Source organism: Bradyrhizobium sp. WSM4874 (assembly GCF_055811835.1).
In genome coordinates, this window is the sequence record NZ_JBVVPR010000009.1 from 44,522 (window position 1) to 65,524 (window position 21,003).

Genomic DNA, 21,003 nt, shown 5'->3' on the forward strand with positions numbered 1-21,003 from the left:
TGTTGGATCGGCGCTCACAGCGAGGTCCTCGCTGTAAGCACCATGTCGTCGAATGTCGTATCGATCCAAGAGTTGTCGCCGCGGCAACCGGCGACAACCTGCTCGGCCCAGTCGGTGTAATCGACGAGGTCGTCACGTTCCTCGGCCGTCGGATCGGAATGTACGCGCGCGCCGATATTACTGATCTTGTCGGCGATCTTGATCAGCCTGGCGCCAGCCGATTTTTTCGGTGCGTCGAGCACCTGACGCCGCCGCCGCTCCGGCTTAGGCAGGCTCATATCGTCGGTGCATTCCTCGACAAGCGACGCGACACGGTCGGAGAATTTTTGCGCGAGCTCCTCGCGCGTGGTGTCGGTGTCCTCGATCGCATCATGCAGCCAGCCGGCTGCAACGAGTTCGGCGTCGGCGCCGTCGGTCGCGGTGGCTAGCAGGTTCGCGACTTCGGCGAGGTGGTTGATGTAAGGCTCATGACCGCGGCCCTTGCGCGCCATCCCGTTGTGGCGACGCGCGGCGAGTTCGGCGGCTTCGGAGACGAGGCGGACAGGTGACAGCATGGCAAAGTCCTCCGTTTTCGCCTCAACCGTGCCGCGCCACGCTCGTTCCTGTGGAATTCACAGCTTCCCCATCACGTCGCCGCGGAATCCGTAGATCGTCTTCTTCCCGGCCACCGCGACGAGCTGAATGTCGCGGGTCTGGCCCGGCTCGAAGCGAACCGCGGTGCCGGCGGCGATGTCGAGGCGCATGCCGCGGGCCTTCTTACGGTCGAACTTCAGGGCCGGGTTGGTCTCGAAGAAATGGTAATGCGAGCCGACCTGGATCGGGCGGTCGCCGGTGTTGGCAACCGTCAGCGTCACCGTCTTGCGGCCGGCGTTGAGCTCGATCTCGCCGTCCTGGATGAAGAGTTCGCCGGGGATCATTCTATCCTCCTCGTCATTCCGCGGCTCGCGCAACGAGAACCCGGAATCTCGATCAACAATTGCTGGATTCCGGGTTCGCCCTTCAGGCGCCCCGGAATGACGAATTCAAAACTACCTAATCGGTTCGTGCACGGTGACGAGCTTGGTGCCGTCCGGAAAGGTCGCCTCTACCTGGATGTCGTGGATCATCTCGGGAATGCCCGGCATCACCTGGTCGCGGTTGAGGACCTGCGCGCCCGCCTGCATCAACTCGGCGACGGTGCGACCGTCCCGCGCGCCCTCGAGGATGGAATCGGAGATGAGCGCGATCGCCTCGGGATGGTTGAGCTTGACGCCGCGATCCAGCCGGCGGCGGGCTACGATCGCCGCCATCGAGATCAGAAGCTTGTCCTTTTCGCGGGGAGACAGGTTCATGCGAAATCTCTTCCGTTCACTTCGTCAATTCAACCAGAGTCGCGGTAGCGCCGCGCCGGTGCGCGCCAATACGGCCATCATGTCACCGCGCAAGCGCGCCGCATCTTGGGCACAGAACCGCGCCATTGCAAAGCCATTCCAGGCGGATATCCCGACCTCGCCGGCGAAGGATTCCGAGGCCTCGCGGAGACGCTCGATCAGGGCCTCGTCGCCGGGCACGATCAGCGCCGTGCCGATCGCAGCGCCGCCCTTGGCCACCGCCGATCGCGCAAGCTTGGCGCCGATATTGCCGTCCAGCCTGACCGTCTCGGCGAACACCAGCTTGCCGCCGCGACGCAGCCGCCAGCGGTCGACGAACTCGCCCTGCTCCATCCGTTCACCCATCGCGGTACGGCCGAACACCACGATCTCGCACAGCAGGAGCGAGGCAGTCGCATCGAGGTCTATGTCGAATCGACGCCGCACGCGCGCCCGGTCGAACAGGATCGTCTCCTGCGGCAGCCAGCCGAGATGTGCGCCTGCGGCAACCTTCAGCGCTATATTGAGCTCCGCCGCCTGCCCTGGCGCGCGGTAGACCTTTTCCGCGGCCGCCGTCGTCAGCGTCAGCTTCGACCTATCTGCGGCCGCGATCTCGATGTCGAAGCGGTCGCCGCCGGCGACACCGCCGGCCGTGTTGACGAACACGCCGGAGAGACCCTCGTCCTCCGGCGAAGGGAAGCGCACGCGCAGGGAGCCGGACTCATGCAAGATCCCGCGCCGCGTCACACCGTCGCGCGCGTGAACGTCGAAGCGCACCGCGCCGCGGGCCCGGTTGGCGTCGAACACCGAAGATGTCGCTAGAACGTCGCTGCGCATCCGCCTCCCCAGCCGGTCGCGGCAGAATGGCCTACAGCGCCATCTGGCGGCTGATTTCGCTCGCGTCCAGATTGGAGCGGTCGCAGGTGAACTTCACCGCGCCGCGATCCATCACCGCAAAACTGTCGCCGAGTTCGCAGGCAAAGTCGAGATATTGTTCGACCAGCACGATGGCGATGTTGCCGAGGTTGCGCAGGTACGAGATGGCACGGCCGATGTCCTTGATGATCGAGGGCTGGATGCCCTCCGTCGGCTCGTCGAGCAGCAGCAGCTTTGGCCGCATCACGAGCGCGCGCCCGATCGCGAGCTGTTGCTGCTGGCCGCCGGAGAGATCGCCGCCGCGCCGGCCGAGCATGGATTGCAGCACCGGGAATAGCGAGTACACGTCGTCCGGAATGTGCTTGTCCTCGCGCCTGAGCGGGCCGAAGCCGGTCTTGAGGTTTTCCTCGACTGTCAGAAGCGGAAAGATTTCGCGGCCTTGCGGCACGAAGCCGATGCCCTTGCGCGCACGCTCATAGGGCTTCAGGCCCGTGATATCGCTGCCGTCGAGGACGATCGCGCCCGACGAGATCGGGTACTGCCCGACCATGGCGCGCAGGAGCGACGTCTTGCCGACGCCGTTGCGCCCGAGCACGCAAGTGACCTTGCCGGGCTCGGCCGCGATCGAGACGCCGCGCAGCGCCTGCGCCGCGCCGTAGAACAGGTTGATGTCCTTGACCTCAAGCATCGCTCAGCGCCCCAGATAGACTTCGATGACCCGCTCGTTGGACGAGACCTGGTCGATGGTGCCTTCCGCGAGCACGGTACCCTCGTGCAGGCAAGTGACCTTGACGCCGAGCTCGCGCACGAACGTCATATCGTGTTCGACCACCATCACGGTGTGGGTCTTGTTGATTTGCTTGAGCAGCTCGGCGGTGAGATGCGTCTCGACGTCGGTCATCCCGGCGACGGGCTCGTCGACGAGAAGCAGTTTCGGATCCTGGGCCAGCAGCATTCCGATCTCGAGCCACTGCTTCTGGCCGTGGCTGAGGCTGCCGGCGAGACGGCTGCGGGCATCTGTGAGGCGGATCGTCTCCAGCACCTTGTCGATCTGTTCGGATTCCGCCCGGCTGCCGCGCCAGAACAGCGTGCCCTTGACGCTGTGGTCGACATTGAGCGCGAGCAACAGGTTGTCCTGCACGGTCTGGCTCTCGAACACGGTCGGCTTCTGGAATTTACGGCCGATGCCGAGCTCGGCGATACGGGTTTCGTCCAGCCGCGTCAGATCGGTGACGCCGTCGAACAGCACCGTGCCTTCGTCAGGCTTGGTCTTGCCGGTGATGATGTCCATCATCGTGGTCTTGCCGGCGCCGTTCGGGCCGATGATGGCGCGCATCTCGCCGGGCTCGAGCGTCAGCGAGAGGTTGTTGATGGCGTGGAAGCCGTCGAACGAGACGTGCACGCCGTCGAGATAGAGCATTGCGGAGGTCGCGCGAGTGTCCATGACGTTCATTGCGCTTCCTCCGCCATTTTGGGTTCGGTGACGCCGTCTTCGGCCGCGGCGCTCGTTGTTTTCTCCGCGAGGCGCCTTTCCTTCGACGAGTCCCACCAGGCGTTGAAAGTGCCGACGATACCCTTGGGCAGCAGCAGCGTCACCAGGATGAACATGGCGCCCAGCATGAACAGCCAATAGGGCGCAAGCATGCCGGAGGTGAAGAACGTCTTTGCGTAGTTGACGACGACGGCGCCGAGTGCAGCGCCGACCAGCGTACCGCGGCCGCCGACCGCAACCCAGATCACCGCCTCGATCGAATTGCCCGGAGCGAATTCGCTCGGGTTGATGATGCCGACCTGCGGCACATAGAGCGCGCCGGCGACGCCAGCCATGCAGGCCGACACCGTGAACACGAACAGCTTGTAGGATTCGACGCGGTAGCCGAGGAAGCGCGTGCGCGATTCCGCATCACGCACGGCGATCAGCACCTTGCCGAGCTTGGACGAGACGATGGCGCGGCAGATCAGGAAACCGGCGATCAGCGCCAGGCAGCTCAGCGCGAACAGCGCAGCACGCGTGCCCTCGGCCTGCACGTTGAAGCCCAAAATGTCCTTGAAGTCGGTCATGCCGTTGTTGCCGCCGAAGCCGAAATCATTGCGGAAGAAGGCGAGCAGCAGTGCATAGGTCATCGCCTGCGTGATGATCGACAGATACACGCCCGTGACGCGGGATCGGAAGGCGAGCCAGCCGAAGCAAAAGGCCAGCAGCCCCGGCACGATCAGCACCATCAGCGCGGCAAACCAGAACATGTCGAAGCCGTACCAGTACCAGGGCAGCTTCGAATAGTTCAGGAACACCATGAAGTCCGGCAGGATCGGGTTGCCGTAGACGCCGCGGCTGCCGATCTGCCGCATCAGATACATGCCCATCGCGTAGCCGCCGAGCGCGAAGAAGGCGCCGTGGCCGAGCGAGAGGATGCCGCAATAGCCCCAGATCAGGTCGATCGAGAGTGCCAGGATGGCGTAGCAGACATATTTGCCCCAGAGCGCGACGAGATAGGTCGGTACTTGCAGGAATGAGCCCGCGGGCAGCAGCAGGTTGGAGAGCGGGATGAGGATGCCGCAGGCCACGACGACGGCAAGGAAGATCGTCGCGCCGCGGTCCAGCGATCGCGTCAGCATGTGAGGGGTCATGCTTCCACCGCACGGCCCTTGAGCGCGAACAGGCCGCGCGGCCGCTTTTGAATGAACAGGATGATGAGAACGAGGATGGCGATCTTGCCGAGCACGGCGCCGGCGACCGGCTCCAGGAATTTGTTGGCGATGCCGAGCGTGAAGGCGCCGACCAGCGTGCCCCAGAGATTGCCGACGCCGCCGAACACCACCACCATGAAGCTGTCGATGATGTAGCTCTGGCCGAGATTGGGACTGACATTGTCGATCTGCGACAGCGCTACGCCGGCGATGCCGGCGATGCCCGAGCCGAGGCCGAAGGTCAGTGCGTCGACACGCGAAGTCGCGATGCCCATCGAGGCCGCCATGCGGCGGTTCTGCGTCACTGCGCGCATTTCGAGCCCGAGTGCCGTGTAGCGCAGCATCGCAAGCAGGATCGCGAACACCGCGAGCGTGAAGACAAGAATCCAGAGCCGGTTATAGGTAATCGTGATCTGTCCGAGTTCGAACGCACCGCTCATCCAGGAGGGGTTGCCGACCTCGCGGTTGGTCGGACCGAACATGGTGCGCACCGCCTGCTGCAGCACCAGCGACAGGCCCCAGGTCGCGAGCAGCGTCTCCAGCGGACGGCCATAGAGAAAGCGGATGATGCTGCGCTCGATCACGACGCCGAGCGCGCCCGCCACCAGGAAGGCGAGCGGCACCGCGATCAGCAGCGAGTAATCGAACAGCCCGGGATAGCGGGTGCGGATCACCTCCTGCACCACGAAGGTGGTGTAGGCCCCGATCATCACCATCTCGCCATGGGCCATGTTGATGACGCCCATCACGCCGAAAGTGATGGCCAGCCCGATCGCGGCAAGCAGCAGCACCGAACCGAGCGAGAGGCCGTACCAGGCATTCTGCACCATCGACCAGACCGCGAGCGAACTCTGGATCGAGCCGATTGCGCTCGCGGCAGCCTTGGTCACCGACGCCGGCTGGTCGCCCATGCCGGTGAGCAGCGCCATCGCCTCCTGGTCGCCGCGCGCCTTGATGGTGGCAACAGCTTCGAGCTTCTCGACCTCGGTGGCGTCAGGCTTGAACAACAAGATCGCCGCACGGGCGTCGCCGAGCGCAGCCTTGACGGATCGGTTGGTTTCCTTGGCGAGCGCGCCATCGACGGCTTCGAGCGACGTCTCCTCATGCGACTTGAAGACGGATTGCGCGGCCTGGAGCCGCGCTCCGATGTCCGGTGACTGCAGCGTCAGGCTCCCGATCGCGGCATCGACGCTGCGGCGCAGGCGGTTGTTGAGGCGGACCGCGCTTGCACTGTCGGGTATGCTGGCCACGGCCTGACCGGTCGCGGCATCAATCGACTTGCCGTCCGCGCCGGTGACGTAAACCTTCTTGCTATCGGGATCGGCCATGAGCCGGCCGTCCTGGAGCGCGCTGATGATCGGAAAGGCCAGCGTATTGCCGCTGCTCGCGACGACGCCGATCGCCTCTTCCGTGTCGGAATAATCATCGTTGGCGAATTTGGCGACCGCATCCTCGAACGGGCCGGCGAAGGCCGGCAGTGCGAACGCGATCAGGAATAACGAGAGCAGGAGCGAACAGAGGCGGGCGGACAAATTGGCTGGCACTGTGAAAGACCCCGGCAGAAAAGGGTGGAGAAGGCGGCGGGATCGCCGCCTTCTCCGATCGTGCAATGGAGCGTCAGATCCGGATCAGGAGCCCGAACCGAGACACTTGTTGGTCTTGGTGTTGAAGTTACCGCACTTCTTGCCAACCCAGTCGCCGACCAGGTCCTTGGAGCCGTCGAGCTCCTTCGACCAGGCGTCGCCCGCGACAAGACCCGGGGTCTTCCACACCACGTCGAACTGGCCGTTGGCTTTAATTTCGCCAATGAACACCGGCTTGGTGATGTGATGGTTGGGAAGCATCTTGGAGGTGCCGCCGGTCAGGTTCTTGGCTTCGATGCCCGGGAGCGCATCGATCACCTTGTCCGGATCGGTCGACTTCACCTTCTCGACCGCCTTGACCCACATGTCGAAGCCGATCACGTGAGCTTCCATCGGATCGTTGGTCACGCGCTTCGGATTCTTGGTGTAGGTCTGCCACGCCTTGATGAACTTCTCGTTCTCCGGCGACTTGATCGACTGGAAGTAGTTCCAGGCGGCGAGATGGCCGAGCAGCGGCTTGGTGTCGATGCCGGCGAGTTCTTCCTCACCCACCGAGAACGCGACGACCGGGATGTCCTTCGCCTTGATGCCCTGGTTGCCGAGCTCCTTATAGAAGGGAACGTTGGCGTCGCCGTTGATGGTCGAGACCACCGCGGTCTTCTTGCCGGCCGAGCCGAACTTCTTGATGTCGGCCACGATCGTCTGCCAGTCGGAATGACCGAACGGCGTGTAGTTGATCATGATGTCTTCCTGGGCGACACCCTTGGACTTCAGATAGGCTTCCAGGATCTTGTTGGTGGTGCGCGGATAGACGTAGTCGGTGCCCGCGAGCACCCAGCGCTTCACCTTCTCGTCCTTCATCAGATAGTCGACGGCGGGGATCGCCTGCTGGTTCGGCGCGGCACCGGTGTAGAACACGTTGCGCTCGCTCTCCTCGCCCTCGTACTGCACGGGGTAGAACAGGATGCTGTTCAGCTCCTTGAACACCGGGAGCACCGACTTGCGCGACACCGAGGTCCAGCAGCCGAACACGACCGAGACCTTGTCCTTGGTGATCAGCTCGCGCGCCTTCTCGGCGAACAGCGGCCAATTCGAAGCGGGATCGACCACGACGGCTTCGAGCTTCTTGCCGTTGACGCCGCCCTTCTTGTTCTGCTCGTCGATCAGGAAGAGGATGGTGTCCTTCAGCGTGGTTTCGCTGATGGCCATGGTGCCGGAGAGGGAATGAAGCACGCCGACCTTGATGGTGTCGTCCGCGGCTTTCGCACCAGAAATGGAAGCCAGACCAAGCATCAGTCCGGCGGTCGCGGCGAGAACGCCACGGCGGCTAAATGGCGCCGCTATATCGTGAGTGGATTTGCTTTGCATGAGTGTCTCATCTCCCTGACGCAGACGTGAAAAACGCTGCGAAACGGCCCCAACGGCCGCCTGCGATTAACGGATTCGCAAGAACCGTGCCATGGATTAGACACCTATTAACGCATTGATTCCGCTGAAAAAATTTAGATAAAACGAAGGGCCGCCATGGCCAAGCCGCCTAAACTTTGAGCAATTCAAATGTATGCGAATGCGGCAGGCAGGTTAATTTCTAAGCAAATTTCTCGCTCTGGCTAAATTTCCGGCATAACTATTTCTGCGCCGCGATCGCCGTTTGTGTGGGGTGTGCCTTGAAAGCGCCGCCTCAATGTTCCATATGGGAGCCGAGGCCTCCTGCGAATCAGGAGACCGTTGCGAGCCGCGTGTTCTTAAGCCCTTGCGGGCGTCTGGCTTGCCCCATCCCATCAAGCCATCCGACACCCCAAACACGCAGGTGTCCCTCTCGACACCCTTTTGCGCGCGCCGCGCTGAATGCGCCGGGCGCCCGCTTTTGACATGGAAAGAACCCATCTTTTGACTTCGTTTCAGGATTTCGGCCTCGCCGAACCCATCGCGCGTGCTCTCACCGAAGAGAACTACGTCACCCCCACCCCCATCCAGGCCCAGACGATTCCGACCGCGCTGACCGGCCGCGACGTCGTCGGCATCGCCCAGACCGGAACCGGCAAGACTGCGTCCTTCGCGCTGCCGATCCTGCACCGCCTGCTCGAGAATCGCATCAAGCCGCAGCCGAAGACGGCCCGCGTCCTGGTGCTGTCGCCGACCCGCGAACTGTCCGGCCAGATCCTCGACAGTTTCAACGCCTATGGCCGCCACATCCGCCTGTCTTCGACGCTCGCCATCGGTGGCGTGCCGATGGGCCGTCAGGTCCGCTCGCTGATGCAGGGCGTCGAGGTGCTGGTCGCCACCCCCGGCCGTTTGCTCGACCTCGTGCAGAGCAACGGACTGAAGCTTGGAAGCGTCGAGTTCCTCGTGCTCGACGAGGCCGACCGCATGCTAGACATGGGCTTCATCAACGACATCCGCAAAATCGTCGCCAAGCTGCCGATCAAGCGGCAGACGCTGTTCTTCTCGGCCACCATGCCGAAGGACATCGCCGAGCTGGCCGACGCCATGCTGCGCGACCCCGCCCGCGTCGCGGTGACCCCGGTCTCCTCGACCGTGGAGCGCATCCAGCAGCGCATCATCCAGGTCGACTTCTCCGCGAAGCCGGCGTTCCTCGCCCAGCTGTTGAAACAGGAGCAGGTCAACCGCGCATTGGTTTTCACCCGCACCAAGCACGGCGCGGATAAGGTGGTGAAGACGCTCGAGAAGGCCGGCATTCCCGCCAGCGCCATCCATGGCAACAAGTCGCAGAACCACCGCGAACGGACACTCGCGCTGTTCCGCACCGGCGAGATCCGCACGCTCGTCGCCACCGATATCGCCGCCCGCGGCATCGATGTCGACGGCATCACCCACGTCATCAATTTCGACCTGCCCAACGTGCCGGAGACCTATGTGCATCGCATCGGCCGCACCGCGCGCGCGGGTGCCGAGGGCACCGCGATCTCGCTGGTCGCGGGCGGCGAGGAGCTCAGCTATCTCCGCGACATCGAGCGGCTGATCAAGGTGGCGCTGCCGCGTGAGGATCGCCGTACCGACGCCGGCCGCCGCGATGCGGGCCCGCCCCCGCAGCAGCAACGACAGGGTCGGCCGAGCCGCCCGGGCCAGCGTCCGCAAGGCGCAAGGCATGGTGAGGGACGCCACGGTGACGGTCGCCGTGCCGACGAAAGGCATGCGGACGGGCGACACCACAGTGCCGCCAAGCAGGGCGACGGAAGGCCCGGCGAGGGACGGCATGGCGACGCCAGGCGTGCTGACGCACGGCCCGGGAGTGGCCCGAAGGCTTCGAAGGCTCCTCGTCGCGACCACGCCGGCGGCAAGGCGCATTCTTCGCCAAACGGCCGTCCGGAACAGCGTTCCGCGCATAGCGCCGGGGCGTCTGATGGGATACAAGGCGTTGCCTTTTTGCGCCGCGAGAGTCGGCCGAACGGCCAACCGAACCGCAAACCCCATTCGCACTAGCCGTCCACGACCTGGAGAAATTCATGGCTAAGGAAGAGCTGATCCAGTTCGAAGGACTGGTCACCGAAATCCTCCCCGACGCGCGCTACCGCGTGCAACTCGACGCCGGACACGAGATCGTCGCCTACACCGCCGGCAAGATGAAGAAGAACCGCATCAAGACTCTGGCGGGCGACCGCGTGACGGTGGAGATGTCGCCCTATGACCTCGAAAAGGGCCGGCTGATTTTCCGCCACAAGGACGAACGTCCGAGCGGGATGGGCGGACCTCCGCGTCCCGGACAGCGCGGCGGCCAGTTCCGCAGACGCTAGTCGGGGCCCAGCGCGCGAGCGCGGACCTGAAATTCCGACCTGTATGCTGATCCGCCGTGACCATCACGGCGGATCAAAAAATCGTGCACGTCAGCATTGTTTTGGGACTCTGTTTCCAATAAAATGAATTAATCGATTTTCGGCCGGACGACATTAGCATCCACCGGTACAGCCGGTTCAGACACGCTGACGACCCTTCCAAAAATTCGATCTAACCTGTCCGCGCAAGCGGGCTCTGACATTGTGTTATCTGAGAAGGGACTACCCCCATGAGCATGGGAACCGTGAAGTGGTTTAACGCGACCAAAGGCTTCGGCTTCATCCAGCCCGACGATGGCGGCCAGGACGTGTTCGTCCACATCAGCGCTGTGGAGCGTGCAGGCCTCGGCACGCTGCGCGAAGGTCAGAAGATCTCCTACGAGATCGTGGCCGACCGCCGTTCCGGCAAGTCGGCAGCGGACAATCTCCGCTCCGCCGGTTGAGCCTACCGCTTACGGGCCCCGATCGGCTCGAGCGAACAAATCAAGGAAAAGGCCGGACGCGACGCCCGGCCTTTTTTCAATCCAGGATCTGCTCTCGTATTTCAGCACGGCGACACTACGCCGGTGTAAGGAACGCAGGTGACCTGGCGCGGCCGCGTGTAGGAGACATCGCTCAGCGTGATGCCCGACTTCAGGACGAACTTGACGGAAGGCGTGTACACGTAGCTCGCCTGGCTGAAAATGAGGTAGGTCGACGGGATCAAGAGCGTCGGCGGAATCATCGAGGTGACCGTGGTACCCTGAGCCAGAGCCGGGGGCGGAGCCGTCAGCGTGGCCTGCGTCGCACCGTTCGCAATGGTGGCGGACTTGCTCCATTGAATCTTGGCGACACTGCTTGAATCGATTTTGATCTGAACCACCGTGCCGTTCACAAGCGTAGCGTCGTAAGGCATGATCATCGATATGCTTGCGGTGAACGTGTCCTGCAGGTCGCCATTGTCGACCGATGTTGACTGCGACGTCAAATCGGACAGAGTCCGTGCAATCATTGTGACTTTGCGATTGATCGCCACGGCCGACGAAAATTCGACGGTGCCGAAGAACATCACCAGCATTAGCGGCACGATGACCGCGAACTCGGTCGCCGCGATCGCACGCCTGTCGGCGACGAAGTCGCGCACGGAGCTACGGGCATTCCTCCAGATATTCGCAATCGCCTGCATCGGTGCGCTCGGATCCATCTGTCTCAAAAGGGTTCATTCTTGAAGGCCGCGGTCGCCACCAGCAGCCGCTTGTTGCTGCAGCCCATGTTGAAGCCAAGGCCGGTGACGAAGAGCGGCCACTGATAGAACAGCCGCACCACGACGACCTGGCCGCCGCTCCCGGCAACGTACTGCACGCCGGTCGGGTTGAAGCTGCAGGAATTGCCATAGTTGGTGAGGCTTAGCGCGCCGAAGGAATTTGTACTCACGACGTCGACATAGAGTTTGCTGCAATCAAACAGCGCCGGGATCTGGCTGCAGACGTAAGCCTTGAACGTCGTTTGCGTGCAGGGCTTGCTCACGCCGGACACCGCGCAGGCCGCCAGCGAGCCGGATTGCGCCTGCGCCTGCCCGGTCAGCAACGCGCGCGCAGAATTCTGCGAGACACTCTCGAGCACCTGGCTCGCCAAGAACATCAGCGCCGTCTCGATGACGGCGAACAGCAGTGCGAAGAACATCGGTGCGACCAGCGCGAACTCGACGGCTGCGGAGCCGCGGCGGCTGCCGCGAAACCGGCGCAGCGTGGCGAGGAGCGTAAACCTCGTAGGTGCAGGCGAAGGCATCAAATTCCCCAGCGGCAGCAGCAATGATCTGCCATGTTCAGTAGCGGAAACTGATTGTTTAAGTGTTTCAGGCGATCCGCACGGGGCGGCCCGGGCCGTTAAGGGCCGGTTAACCGCGAACGACCAGGGCATGGAGACGAGGGCACGGAGAGAGAAACTCGCGCGCGTGCGTCGGGCGGGGACGATCCTTGCCCCGGCAAACCCGCCAATCAAACTCGCTGGTTGTCTTGCTTAGTTCGTCTTGCTCAGTTCGTCTTGCTCAGTTCGTCTTGGCGCCCGCACCGGCACTGCCGCTGGCCGAGCCGCTCAACGAACCGGCCTGGCTCATCGCGCTGTTGAAGTAGGTGTCGCTGTCGCCGAGCGTCACGCGGCGCTGGCAAAGCGGCGCGCAGCTGTAGGACTCCCGGTCGATCCCGCGATAGACGGTCACGAGCCGATCGCTCGGACCTTCGACCTGGATCTGGCGGTCGACCAGGATCTCGCCGCCCCGGTCGAGCGCGATGAAATTGGTGGCGCCATAGCCCTTTCCGGTGACGACGATCATGCCGCCGGGCTGGAGCGTGACGTCGGCGATCAGGGGATTGCCGACCACGATGGTTGCCACCTTGCCAGGCAGCCGCACCAGCTTGGCCTGGTCGACATTGACGGCGATGGTATCGGCGGACTCGGCAACGACGGTAGCCGGCGACGCCAGCACCGCGGCCGCAACCAGAAGACACACGCGCGCATGACGGCGCAGAAGTTGTTTACGCATACTCTTACCCCCGGGACGTGACAAACCGGCAGAAGCGATCAGATAACAGCCGAGCCGGTGCCCGACCCGGCTAACCTGCCCTCAATTCGTGAACGTTCCGCAAATTCGCCGACTATTGTTTGAACGGACTGGCGTTTCGCGGCCCTTGAGAACCTAGCGACGGAACGGATAGGCAAGCTGCCCTCCGATTTCCTTCGGCATGGTGGCTTCATCCTTGCCGTAATCCTGCGGCAGTTGCCCCTCGGGCATGCGGAAAGTGCCGAACAGCACGTCCCAGATCGGGAACGTGCCGGCAAAATTGGTGTCGCCGCCCTCTGCGAGCGAGGTGTGGTGCCAGCGGTGGAACACCGGCGTCGCCAGCACATATTTGAGCGGCCCGAAGGTCCAGTTCAGGTTGGCGTGCACGAAGGCCGAATGGAAGGTCGTGAACGGGGCGAGCCAGACCATGGCGTTCGGCGAAATGCCGGCCATCAGCAGCACGACATCGACCGCGATCGTACCGAGCACGAGATTGACGGGATGGAAGCGGGCCGCAGAAATCCAGCTGATCTCCTCCGAGGAGTGATGGATCGCGTGGTACTTCCAGAACCCTCCGCCGTGAAACAGCCGGTGCAGCCAGTACAGCATGAAATCGGACAGCACCAGGAACAGCACGGCCTGAACCCAGAGCGGCAATAGCGACAGCGGGCCGTGGCCATTGTCGTAGAAGGCGATGAGCCCGTCGGCATCATGGATGTTGAAGACGAAGCTCGCGCCGACGATCAGAAGGCTGATCCGCATGACGCGCGCGAACACCGGAACGACAAACCAGTAGCAGATGTCCGTGACGATCTCCCGCTTACGCCACCAGGGCACACCGGGATTGCAGGCCCAGACATGCTCGAGCACGGTGAAGACCACCGCGAGCGCGAAGGTCGTGGGGATCACCTTCGCGATGGTCTCGCCGAGCATCAGGGCGATTTCCATGGGCAGGCTCGACATTGTCGCCTCTCTTGCGAATTGCAGGTCCCGCCTACGCGTACTCCCCCAAATTTAAGGGACGGTGAAGCCGGTGCTGCGCTTGCTGCACATCCGGAACCGGAATGAATCGCAGCTCGCACCTTAAGGCGAAATTCACTCTGGCCAGCGGCAGGCGGGTTTGCCCGATCGAATTAACTCTCCCGAAAGAGCTCGGATCTCATGGTTATTGCGTCAAGCACAACGCCGAACGAGGCGATCCCACCCCAGATGGAGTTTTGTTCATGAAGAACCTGATTGCGCGTTTCGCGAAAGATGAATCCGGCGCCACCGCCATCGAATACGGTCTGATCGCCGCCGGCATCGCGCTGGCCATCATCACCGTCGTCAACAATCTCGGCACCACGCTGAACGCCAAGTTCACCTCGATCAGCACCTCGCTGAAGTAAGCGATCGACGAACGACTGCAAAAGCCCCGGACTTCCGGGGCCTTTGTTTTTCAGACGGCGAGTTCCAGTGGCGTTGAGCAAGTACAGAACCGATGCCGCGGTCGCGGCCAACGCGGCGGAGGCGGCGCAGACCGGCTCGCCGGCCTACTGGGTCTGCCTTGCCCTGCTGCTTGCGACGGTCGCGCTCGCCGCACGCATCGCCTTCCTCTGGTGAGCACGCTTTCGGCGGGTTTCGCTCCTCGAGACCGCCGCCGCCGTTTTCGGTTTGTTTAGCACTGCCGGCTAGAATCCGGCGACGCCAGCTCCGCGGCAAACCCCAGGCCTCAAGACGCAGCCCATGATCCTCGACCTTGCGCGCCTTCTGCTCTTCCCTGCCCTGATGGCGTTTGCCGCCGCGAGCGATCTCTTCACAATGACGATCTCTAACCGCGTATCGCTGGCGCTGGTCGCCGGCTTTTTCGCGCTCGCACTCGCCGGTGGCATGGCACCTTACGAGATGCTGAGCCATGTCGGCGCCGGCGCGCTTGTCCTGGTCGTGGCCTTCACCTGTTTTGCGATGGGCTGGGTCGGCGGCGGCGATGCCAAGGTTGCGGCCTCCGTCGCACTCTGGTTCGGGTTCGCGCAGCTGATGAATTTCCTGCTCTACGCCTCGCTGTTCGGCGGGGCGCTGACGCTACTCCTGCTCCAGTTCCGGCAGTGGCCGCTGCCATACGGGCTCGCGGGCCAGGCCTGGCTCGCGCGACTGCACGCCAAGGAGAGCGGCATTCCCTACGGCATCGCGCTCGCACTGAGTGCGCTGATGGTCTACCCGGAGACCGAATGGGTGAAGGCGATCGACCTCGCTCACCTCGCATTGCGCTGAACGCATCGGGTAAACCCGGCGTTAAGGCGATTTAGATACGCCTCATTAACCATGCTTTGACGAATAGCTGGTCAACTGCCGATTACGGCGGCGTCAGCGTCGCAGCGTTTGTTGGAAAGTGAAGCGTATGAATAGGGCACGCATTGTCGTCCTGACGGTCGCCATCTGCGCTGGCGGTGTCGCCGCGTATCTGGCGAGCGGCTCGGACAATTCTGCACCGCCTCCGGCTCCGATCGCGCAGCTTCCCACCGTCGACGTCCTGGTCGCGAAGAACGACATCGGCCTCGGCCAGACCGTCAAGCCGGAAGACGTGCAATGGCAGACATGGCCGTCCGCGACCGCCAGCGCCACCTTCATCCGCCGCAACGAGCGCCCCGAGGGAGTAACCCAGGTCACCGGCTCGATCGCACGATCTCCGTTCATCCAGGGTGAGCCGATCCGCGACCAGAAGCTGGTCAAGGCCGAAGGCTCCGGCTTCATGGCGGCAATCCTGCCCACCGGTATGCGGGCGATCTCGACCGAGATCTCGCCGGAGACCGGCGCGGGCGGCTTCATCCTGCCCAACGACCGCGTCGACGTGCTTCTGACGCGCCGTCTCAAGAACCCTGACCAGACCAGCGGCGCTCCTGATGTGATCACGACCGAGATCATCCTGGCCAATATCCGCGTCCTGGCCATCGACCAGGCGCCGAAGGAGAAGGACGGGCAGAACGCGGTGGTCGGCAAGACCGTCACCCTCGAGCTCAATCCTGCGCAGACCGCGACGCTCTCCTCCGCACGCCAGAGCGGCACGCTCTCGCTGGCGCTGCGCAGCATCGTCGACGTCAAGCTGAGCGAGATCACGCTCGATGATTCCGCGCAGAAGCGCGATGGCGTTTCGATCATTCGGTACGGTATCCCAAGCTCGACGGCGAAGGCACGATGAGGACTGTCGATATGAAATGCAGGGCGAAGTTGGCGACGATGCGAACCCCCGTGGTCCGCGCCCTGTCGTTTTCGGCCGCCGTCGCGCTCGCGCTCAACCCGGTGCTGACCCCAGTGGTCGCCGCCGACTATCGCCCTGTGGCCCAGGCTGCGGCCGACGGCCAGATGAACGCGCGATTTCTCTCGCTCGGCGTAGGCAAGTCGATCGTGATCGACCTTCCGCGCGACATCAAGGACGTGCTTGTCGCCGATCCCAAGATCGCCAATGCGGTCGTCCGCTCGGCGCAGCGCGCCTACATCATCGGCGCCTCGATCGGCCAGACCAACATTGTGTTCTTCGATTCCGCCGGCCAGCAGATCGCGGCCTATGACATCGCGGTCAAGCGCGACCTCAACGGCGTGCGGGCCGCGCTGAAGCAGGTCCTGCCGAATTCAGACATCCAGATCGACGGGCTGGGGGACGGCATTATCCTGACCGGTTCGGCCGCGAATCCTGTCGAAGCCCAGCAGGCCAACGACCTCGCTGCGCGCCTCGCCGGCGGCCCGGAGAAGGTCGTGAACTCGATCGTGGTCCGCGGCCGCGACCAGGTCATGCTCAAGGTGACCGTCGCCGAAGTGCAGCGCAGCATCATCAAGCAGCTCGGAATCGACCTCACCGCCAACCTCAGCTACGGCACCTCGGTCGTCAGCTTCAGCAACTCCAATCCGTTCACGGCTCTCGGCCACAACCTCGTCGACGGCAATAACCTGACCACCAAGTTCGGCGGCGCCCCGTCGGTGCAGGCCACGCTGCGTGCGATGGAGACCGCGGGCGTGATCCGGACGCTGGCCGAACCGAACCTGACCGCGATCTCCGGTGAATCGGCAACGTTCATCGCCGGCGGTGAATTTCCGGTGCCTGCGGGCTATGCGTGCGACCCCACCACACACGTTTGTACCACCCAGATCAGCTTCAAGAAGTTCGGCATCTCGCTCAACTTCACCCCCGTCGTTCTCACCGAGGGCAAGATCAGCCTGCGGGTGATGACCGAGGTGTCCGAGCTCTCGAACGAAAACGCGATCACGCTGTCCCAGGCCGTGACCTCGACCTCGGTCAACTCGCTCACGGTGCCCTCGATCAAGACCCGCCGCGCAGAAACCTCGCTGGAGATTCCCTCCGGCGGCGCGATGGCGATGGCCGGCCTGATCCAGCAGCAGACCAAGCAAGCGGTCAGCGGACTGCCGGGCCTGATGCAGCTCCCGGTCCTCGGCACGCTGTTCCGCAGCCGCGACTTCGTCAACAACGCGACCGAGCTGGTCGTGATCGTGACGCCCTACATCGTTCGCGCAGTTGCGCAAAAGGATCTGTCGCGGCCGGATGATGGCTTCTCCGCGCCTGCGGATCCGCAGGCCGAACTGCTCGGCAACATCAACCGCATCTACGGCGTGCCCGGCCGGACCGAACCGGCCAAGAACTACCGCGGCACCTACGGCTTCATCACCGACTGAGGCGGAACGGGGACTTCATGAAGATCACTAAACCACCCCAGATTCGCAGACGCGCCATCCACCTCGGCGGCGCGCTCGTCGGCATGGCGCTCGCCCTTGGCGGCTGCCAGCATGACGAAGCGGTCACGGCCTCCATTCCCGACGACTACAAGCAGCGCCATCCGATCGCGATCGAGGAGCAGAATCGCTCCATCGTCGTCTTCGTCGGCCATGCCCGCGGCGGCTTGACCGCCGCCCAGCGTGCCGACGTGATGGGCGTCGCGTCGGCTTGGATGCACGAAGGCACCGGCGCGATCCGGATCGACGTGCCGTCCGGCACGCCCAACGCGCGTCCAGTCGCGGACACGATGCGCGAAATCCAGGCAATGCTGTCGGCGGCGGGCGTTCCGCCGCGCGGCGTCATCGCCCGCTCTTACCAGCCGGAAGACAGGCGCTTCCTGCCGCCGATCCGGCTCACCTATTCCAAGATCGCCGCGGTCGCGGGTCCCTGCGGCCTGTGGCCGGAAGACATCGGACCTTCGATGAAGAACAAACGCTGGTTCGAGAACAAGGACTATTACAACTACGGCTGCGCCTATCAGCGCAACCTCGCGGCGATGGTCGACAATCCTTCGGATCTCGAGCAGCCGCGGCCCGAAACGCCGTCCTACACGGCGCGGCGCACCGCCGCGTTCGAAAAATATCGCAAGGGAATGCCGACGGCGGTCGCCTATCCCGAGGCCGACAAGGCCAAACTCAGCGACACCGGCAGATGATCAGCTACGCTCGCCAGCCCCAAGAAGAGCAGACCGAGGCATCGCTCCCGCCGGTCGAGGAGCATATTGCGCCTGCGCCGCGCGTTTCCGTCCAGGCATTCTGCGAGACCGTGGAAACGGCGGCCGCCGTGCAGTCGGCCGGCGAAGACCGCCGTCTCGGCAAGGCCCATTTGAAGATCCAGATGGGCGGTATGGCGGCTGCGGTCGAAGCCTATCGCTCGGCACCCACGCCGAACGTGATCGTGCTCGAAAGCGACGGCCGCAACGACCTCCTGGGCGGCCTCGACCATCTCGCGACCGTCTGCGACGCCGGCACCCGCGTGGTCGTGATCGGCCGCATCAACGACGTCATGCTCTACCGCGAGCTGGTCCGCCGCGGCGTCAGCGACTACGTGCTTGCGCCGGTCGGCGCGATCGACGTCGTGCGCTCGATCTGCAACCTGTTCTCGGCGCCGGAAGCCAAGGCCGTCGGCCGCATCATCGCCGTGGTCGGCGCCAAGGGCGGCGTCGGCGCGTCAACCATCTCCCACAACGTCGCCTGGGCGATCGCCCGCGATCTCGCGATGGACGCGGTCGTCGCCGACCTCGACCTCGCCTTCGGCACTGCCGGGCTCGACTATAACCAGGATCCGCCGCAGGGCATTGCCGACGCCGTGTTCTCGCCCGATCGCGTCGATACCGCCTTCATCGACCGCCTGCTGTCGAAATGCACTGACCACCTCAGCCTGCTGGCGGCGCCGGCGACGCTCGACCGGGTCTATGATTTCGGCGTCGACGCCTTCGATGCCGTGTTCGACACGCTGCGCTCCACCATGCCCTGCATCGTGCTCGACGTTCCGCACCAATGGTCCGGCTGGACCAAACGCGCGCTGATCGGAGCGGACGACATCCTGATCGTGGCGGCGCCCGACCTCGCCAATTTGCGCAACACCAAGAACCTATTCGATCTCCTGAAGGCCGCGCGCCCCAACGACCGTCCGCCGCTCTACTGTCTGAACCAGGTCGGCGTGCCGAAACGGCCCGAAATCGCCGCGGCGGAGTTCGCCAAGGCGATCGAGAGCCAGCCGGTCGTCTCGATCCCGTTCGAGCCGCAGATCTTCGGCTCGGCAGCCAATAACGGCCAGATGATCGCAGAGATCTCGGCCAACCATAAGTCGATCGAGATGTTCCTTCAGATCGCCCAGCGCCTGACCGGCCGAAGCGAAACGAAGAAGCAAAAGTCGTCCCTGCTTTCACCCCTGATTGAGAAGTTGCGGGGAAAATAGGTCGCCGCATGGAGTTTTTAAGTGTTCGGTAAGCGTAGCGGAACAGACACCGACCCTCGGGCCCCAAAGCCCGGTGCCGTGTCGCCAGAGCCTGCCCAGGCTTCGGCGCCGACCGTGTCGCGCGTGCCGCCGCCGCCGGCAGTCTCCTCGCCGCCCCTTGCCCCGGCGAAGCCTGCGCCGACCATGGAAGCCCGCCGCTCGGACAATTATTACGAGGTCAAGGCGACCATCTTCGGCGCGCTGATCGAGGCCATCGACCTCGCCCAGCTCGCCAAGCTCGATTCGGAGTCCGCGCGCGAGGAAATCCGGGACATCGTCAACGAGATCATCGCGATCAAGAACATCGTGATGTCGATCGCCGAGCAGGAAGAGCTGCTCGACGACATCTGCAATGACGTCCTCGGCTACGGTCCGCTGGAGCCGCTGTTGTCGCGCGACGACATCGCCGACATCATGGTTAACGGCGCCGACACCGTTTACATCGAGGTCGCCGGCAAGATCCAACGCACCGGTATCCGCTTCCGCGACAATCAGCAGCTCCTCAACATCTGCCAGCGTATCGTCAGCCAGGTCGGCCGGCGCGTCGACGAATCCTCGCCGATCTGCGACGCGCGCCTGGCCGACGGCTCCCGCGTCAACGCCATCGTGCCCCCGCTGTCGATCGACGGCCCCACGCTCACCATCCGCAAATTCAAGAAGGACAAGCTGACGCTCGATCAGCTCGTCAAGTTCGGCGCAATCTCGCCGGAGGGCGCGGAAATCCTACAGATCATCGGCCGCGTCCGCTGCAACGTGCTGATCTCCGGCGGTACGGGCTCGGGCAAGACCACGTTGCTCAACTGCCTGACCAACTACATTGAGCACGACGAGCGCGTCATCACCTGCGAAGACGCCGCCGAACTCCAGCTCCAGCAGCCGCACGTGGTGCGATTGGAAACCCGCCCGCCCAACATCGAGGGCGAGGGCCAGGTCACCATGCGCGAGCTGGTGCGCAACTGCCTGCGTATGCGTCCCGAGCGCATCATCGTCGGCGAAGTCCGCGGACCCGAGGCGTTCGACCTGCTCCAGGCCATGAACACCGGCCATGACGGCTCGATGGGCACGCTGCACGCCAACAACCCGCGCGAGGCGCTATCGCGCTGCGAATCCATGATCACGATGGGCGGCTTCTCCCTGCCTTCACGCACCATCCGCGAGATGATCTGCGCCTCGATCGACGTCATCGTCCAGGCCGCGCGCCTGCGCGACGGTTCGCGCCGCATCACCCACATCACCGAAGTGATGGGCATGGAAGGCGACACCATCATCACCCAGGACGTCTTCCTCTACGACATGGTCGGCGAGGACGCCAACGGCAAGATCATCGGCCGGCACCGGTCTACCGGAATCGGCCGCCCGAAGTTCTGGGAACGCGCCCGCTATTACGGCGAAGAGAAGCGCCTTGCCGCGGCGCTCGACGCCGCGGAAGTGGCGCCCACGACGTGAGCAGGTC

The 21,003-nt window shown here is 63.8% G+C and carries 24 protein-coding genes; 11 read left to right on the forward strand and 13 right to left on the reverse strand.

From position 1 onward, the window contains the following. Window positions 1–14: 14 nt before the first annotated feature. The 9 genes from AC0L3P_RS11725 to urtA form a co-directional block, all read right to left on the reverse strand. Window positions 15–554, reverse strand: a complete 540-nt coding sequence (locus AC0L3P_RS11725; protein WP_275172275.1) for an HD domain-containing protein — start codon at window positions 552–554, stop codon at window positions 15–17. Between the two features lie 57 nt (window positions 555–611). Then, window positions 612–917 (reverse strand): urease subunit beta, encoded by a 306-nt coding sequence (locus AC0L3P_RS11730; protein ID WP_473301948.1) that lies wholly within the window; start codon window positions 915–917, stop codon window positions 612–614. A 111-nt stretch (window positions 918–1,028) separates the two neighbouring features. Further along, window positions 1,029–1,331, reverse strand: a complete 303-nt coding sequence (locus AC0L3P_RS11735; protein WP_473301949.1) for an urease subunit gamma — start codon at window positions 1,329–1,331, stop codon at window positions 1,029–1,031. Between the two features lie 24 nt (window positions 1,332–1,355). After that, window positions 1,356–2,186, reverse strand: a complete 831-nt coding sequence (locus AC0L3P_RS11740) for an urease accessory protein UreD (RefSeq protein ID WP_473301950.1) — start codon at window positions 2,184–2,186, stop codon at window positions 1,356–1,358. A gap of 31 nt (window positions 2,187–2,217) precedes the next feature. Continuing rightward, entirely contained in the window at window positions 2,218–2,913 is a 696-nt protein-coding gene (gene urtE / locus AC0L3P_RS11745) for an urea ABC transporter ATP-binding subunit UrtE (protein ID WP_007605420.1), read from the reverse strand. A 3-nt stretch (window positions 2,914–2,916) separates the two neighbouring features. Next, the gene (gene urtD / locus AC0L3P_RS11750; protein ID WP_275172278.1) at window positions 2,917–3,678 is read right to left on the reverse strand and encodes an urea ABC transporter ATP-binding protein UrtD; all 762 of its coding nucleotides are present in this window, start codon (window positions 3,676–3,678) and stop codon (window positions 2,917–2,919) included. Next, a complete protein-coding gene (urtC, locus tag AC0L3P_RS11755; RefSeq protein WP_473301952.1) occupies window positions 3,675–4,853 on the reverse strand; it encodes an urea ABC transporter permease subunit UrtC in 1,179 nt (392 codons plus the stop codon). Before urtC ends, urtD begins: the two co-directional genes overlap by 4 nt. Beyond that, window positions 4,850–6,457, reverse strand: coding sequence for an urea ABC transporter permease subunit UrtB (gene urtB / locus AC0L3P_RS11760; RefSeq protein ID WP_473301953.1), 1,608 nt, complete (start codon window positions 6,455–6,457; stop codon window positions 4,850–4,852). The genes urtC and urtB overlap by 4 nt, the downstream gene beginning before the upstream one ends. Window positions 6,458–6,541: 84 nt before the next feature. After that, window positions 6,542–7,864, reverse strand: a complete 1,323-nt coding sequence (urtA, locus tag AC0L3P_RS11765; RefSeq protein ID WP_473301954.1) for an urea ABC transporter substrate-binding protein — start codon at window positions 7,862–7,864, stop codon at window positions 6,542–6,544. Window positions 7,865–8,344: 480 nt separating this feature from the next. Between urtA and AC0L3P_RS11770 the strand changes: the two genes are divergently transcribed. The 3 genes from AC0L3P_RS11770 (at window position 8,345) to AC0L3P_RS11780 (ending at window position 10,733) form a co-directional block, all read left to right on the forward strand. Continuing rightward, a complete protein-coding gene (locus tag AC0L3P_RS11770; protein ID WP_275172281.1) occupies window positions 8,345–9,940 on the forward strand; it encodes a DEAD/DEAH box helicase in 1,596 nt (531 codons plus the stop codon). Window positions 9,941–9,963: 23 nt separating this feature from the next. Then, window positions 9,964–10,251 carry a translation initiation factor IF-1 gene (gene infA / locus AC0L3P_RS11775; protein WP_007599789.1) on the forward strand — a complete coding sequence of 96 codons (288 nt, stop codon included), beginning with the start codon at window positions 9,964–9,966 and terminating at the stop codon, window positions 10,249–10,251. A gap of 269 nt (window positions 10,252–10,520) precedes the next feature. Then, window positions 10,521–10,733 carry a cold-shock protein gene (locus AC0L3P_RS11780; RefSeq protein WP_007599788.1) on the forward strand — a complete coding sequence of 71 codons (213 nt, stop codon included), beginning with the start codon at window positions 10,521–10,523 and terminating at the stop codon, window positions 10,731–10,733. Between the two features lie 101 nt (window positions 10,734–10,834). Here AC0L3P_RS11780 and AC0L3P_RS11785 read toward each other — a convergent pair whose 3' ends face one another. The 4 genes from AC0L3P_RS11785 to AC0L3P_RS11800 all read right to left on the reverse strand — a co-directional run bounded on the left by AC0L3P_RS11785 (window position 10,835) and on the right by AC0L3P_RS11800 (window position 13,792). After that, a complete protein-coding gene (locus AC0L3P_RS11785; RefSeq protein WP_275172282.1) occupies window positions 10,835–11,455 on the reverse strand; it encodes a TadE/TadG family type IV pilus assembly protein in 621 nt (206 codons plus the stop codon). Between the two features lie 23 nt (window positions 11,456–11,478). Then, entirely contained in the window at window positions 11,479–12,057 is a 579-nt protein-coding gene (locus tag AC0L3P_RS11790; protein ID WP_275172283.1) for a TadE/TadG family type IV pilus assembly protein, read from the reverse strand. A gap of 259 nt (window positions 12,058–12,316) precedes the next feature. Further along, window positions 12,317–12,811: a pilus assembly protein N-terminal domain-containing protein gene (locus AC0L3P_RS11795; RefSeq protein WP_275172284.1), complete on the reverse strand. Its 495-nt coding sequence runs from the start codon at window positions 12,809–12,811 to the stop codon at window positions 12,317–12,319. Window positions 12,812–12,964: 153 nt separating this feature from the next. Further along, window positions 12,965–13,792: a sterol desaturase family protein gene (locus tag AC0L3P_RS11800; RefSeq protein ID WP_275172285.1), complete on the reverse strand. Its 828-nt coding sequence runs from the start codon at window positions 13,790–13,792 to the stop codon at window positions 12,965–12,967. 260 nt (window positions 13,793–14,052) lie between these two features. Here AC0L3P_RS11800 and AC0L3P_RS11805 point away from each other — a divergent pair, with 260 nt between their 5' ends. The 8 genes from AC0L3P_RS11805 to AC0L3P_RS11840 all read left to right on the forward strand — a co-directional run bounded on the left by AC0L3P_RS11805 (window position 14,053) and on the right by AC0L3P_RS11840 (window position 20,996). Continuing rightward, window positions 14,053–14,217: a Flp family type IVb pilin gene (locus AC0L3P_RS11805; RefSeq protein ID WP_106941836.1), complete on the forward strand. Its 165-nt coding sequence runs from the start codon at window positions 14,053–14,055 to the stop codon at window positions 14,215–14,217. Window positions 14,218–14,290: 73 nt separating this feature from the next. After that, the gene (locus tag AC0L3P_RS11810) at window positions 14,291–14,431 is read left to right on the forward strand and encodes a hypothetical protein (RefSeq protein WP_473302103.1); all 141 of its coding nucleotides are present in this window, start codon (window positions 14,291–14,293) and stop codon (window positions 14,429–14,431) included. A gap of 123 nt (window positions 14,432–14,554) precedes the next feature. Further along, window positions 14,555–15,079, forward strand: a complete 525-nt coding sequence (locus AC0L3P_RS11815; protein WP_211394541.1) for an A24 family peptidase — start codon at window positions 14,555–14,557, stop codon at window positions 15,077–15,079. A 127-nt stretch (window positions 15,080–15,206) separates the two neighbouring features. After that, the gene (gene cpaB / locus AC0L3P_RS11820) at window positions 15,207–16,004 is read left to right on the forward strand and encodes a Flp pilus assembly protein CpaB (protein WP_473301957.1); all 798 of its coding nucleotides are present in this window, start codon (window positions 15,207–15,209) and stop codon (window positions 16,002–16,004) included. An 11-nt stretch (window positions 16,005–16,015) separates the two neighbouring features. Next, the gene (locus tag AC0L3P_RS11825) at window positions 16,016–17,491 is read left to right on the forward strand and encodes a type II and III secretion system protein family protein (protein ID WP_473302090.1); all 1,476 of its coding nucleotides are present in this window, start codon (window positions 16,016–16,018) and stop codon (window positions 17,489–17,491) included. 17 nt (window positions 17,492–17,508) lie between these two features. After that, window positions 17,509–18,246 carry a CpaD family pilus assembly protein gene (locus AC0L3P_RS11830; RefSeq protein WP_473301958.1) on the forward strand — a complete coding sequence of 246 codons (738 nt, stop codon included), beginning with the start codon at window positions 17,509–17,511 and terminating at the stop codon, window positions 18,244–18,246. Further along, window positions 18,243–19,511: a CpaE/TadZ family protein gene (locus tag AC0L3P_RS11835; RefSeq protein ID WP_473301959.1), complete on the forward strand. Its 1,269-nt coding sequence runs from the start codon at window positions 18,243–18,245 to the stop codon at window positions 19,509–19,511. The genes AC0L3P_RS11830 and AC0L3P_RS11835 overlap by 4 nt, the downstream gene beginning before the upstream one ends. A 21-nt stretch (window positions 19,512–19,532) precedes the next feature. Next, entirely contained in the window at window positions 19,533–20,996 is a 1,464-nt protein-coding gene (locus tag AC0L3P_RS11840) for a CpaF family protein (RefSeq protein ID WP_275172290.1), read from the forward strand. Window positions 20,997–21,003: the final 7 nt, after the last annotated feature.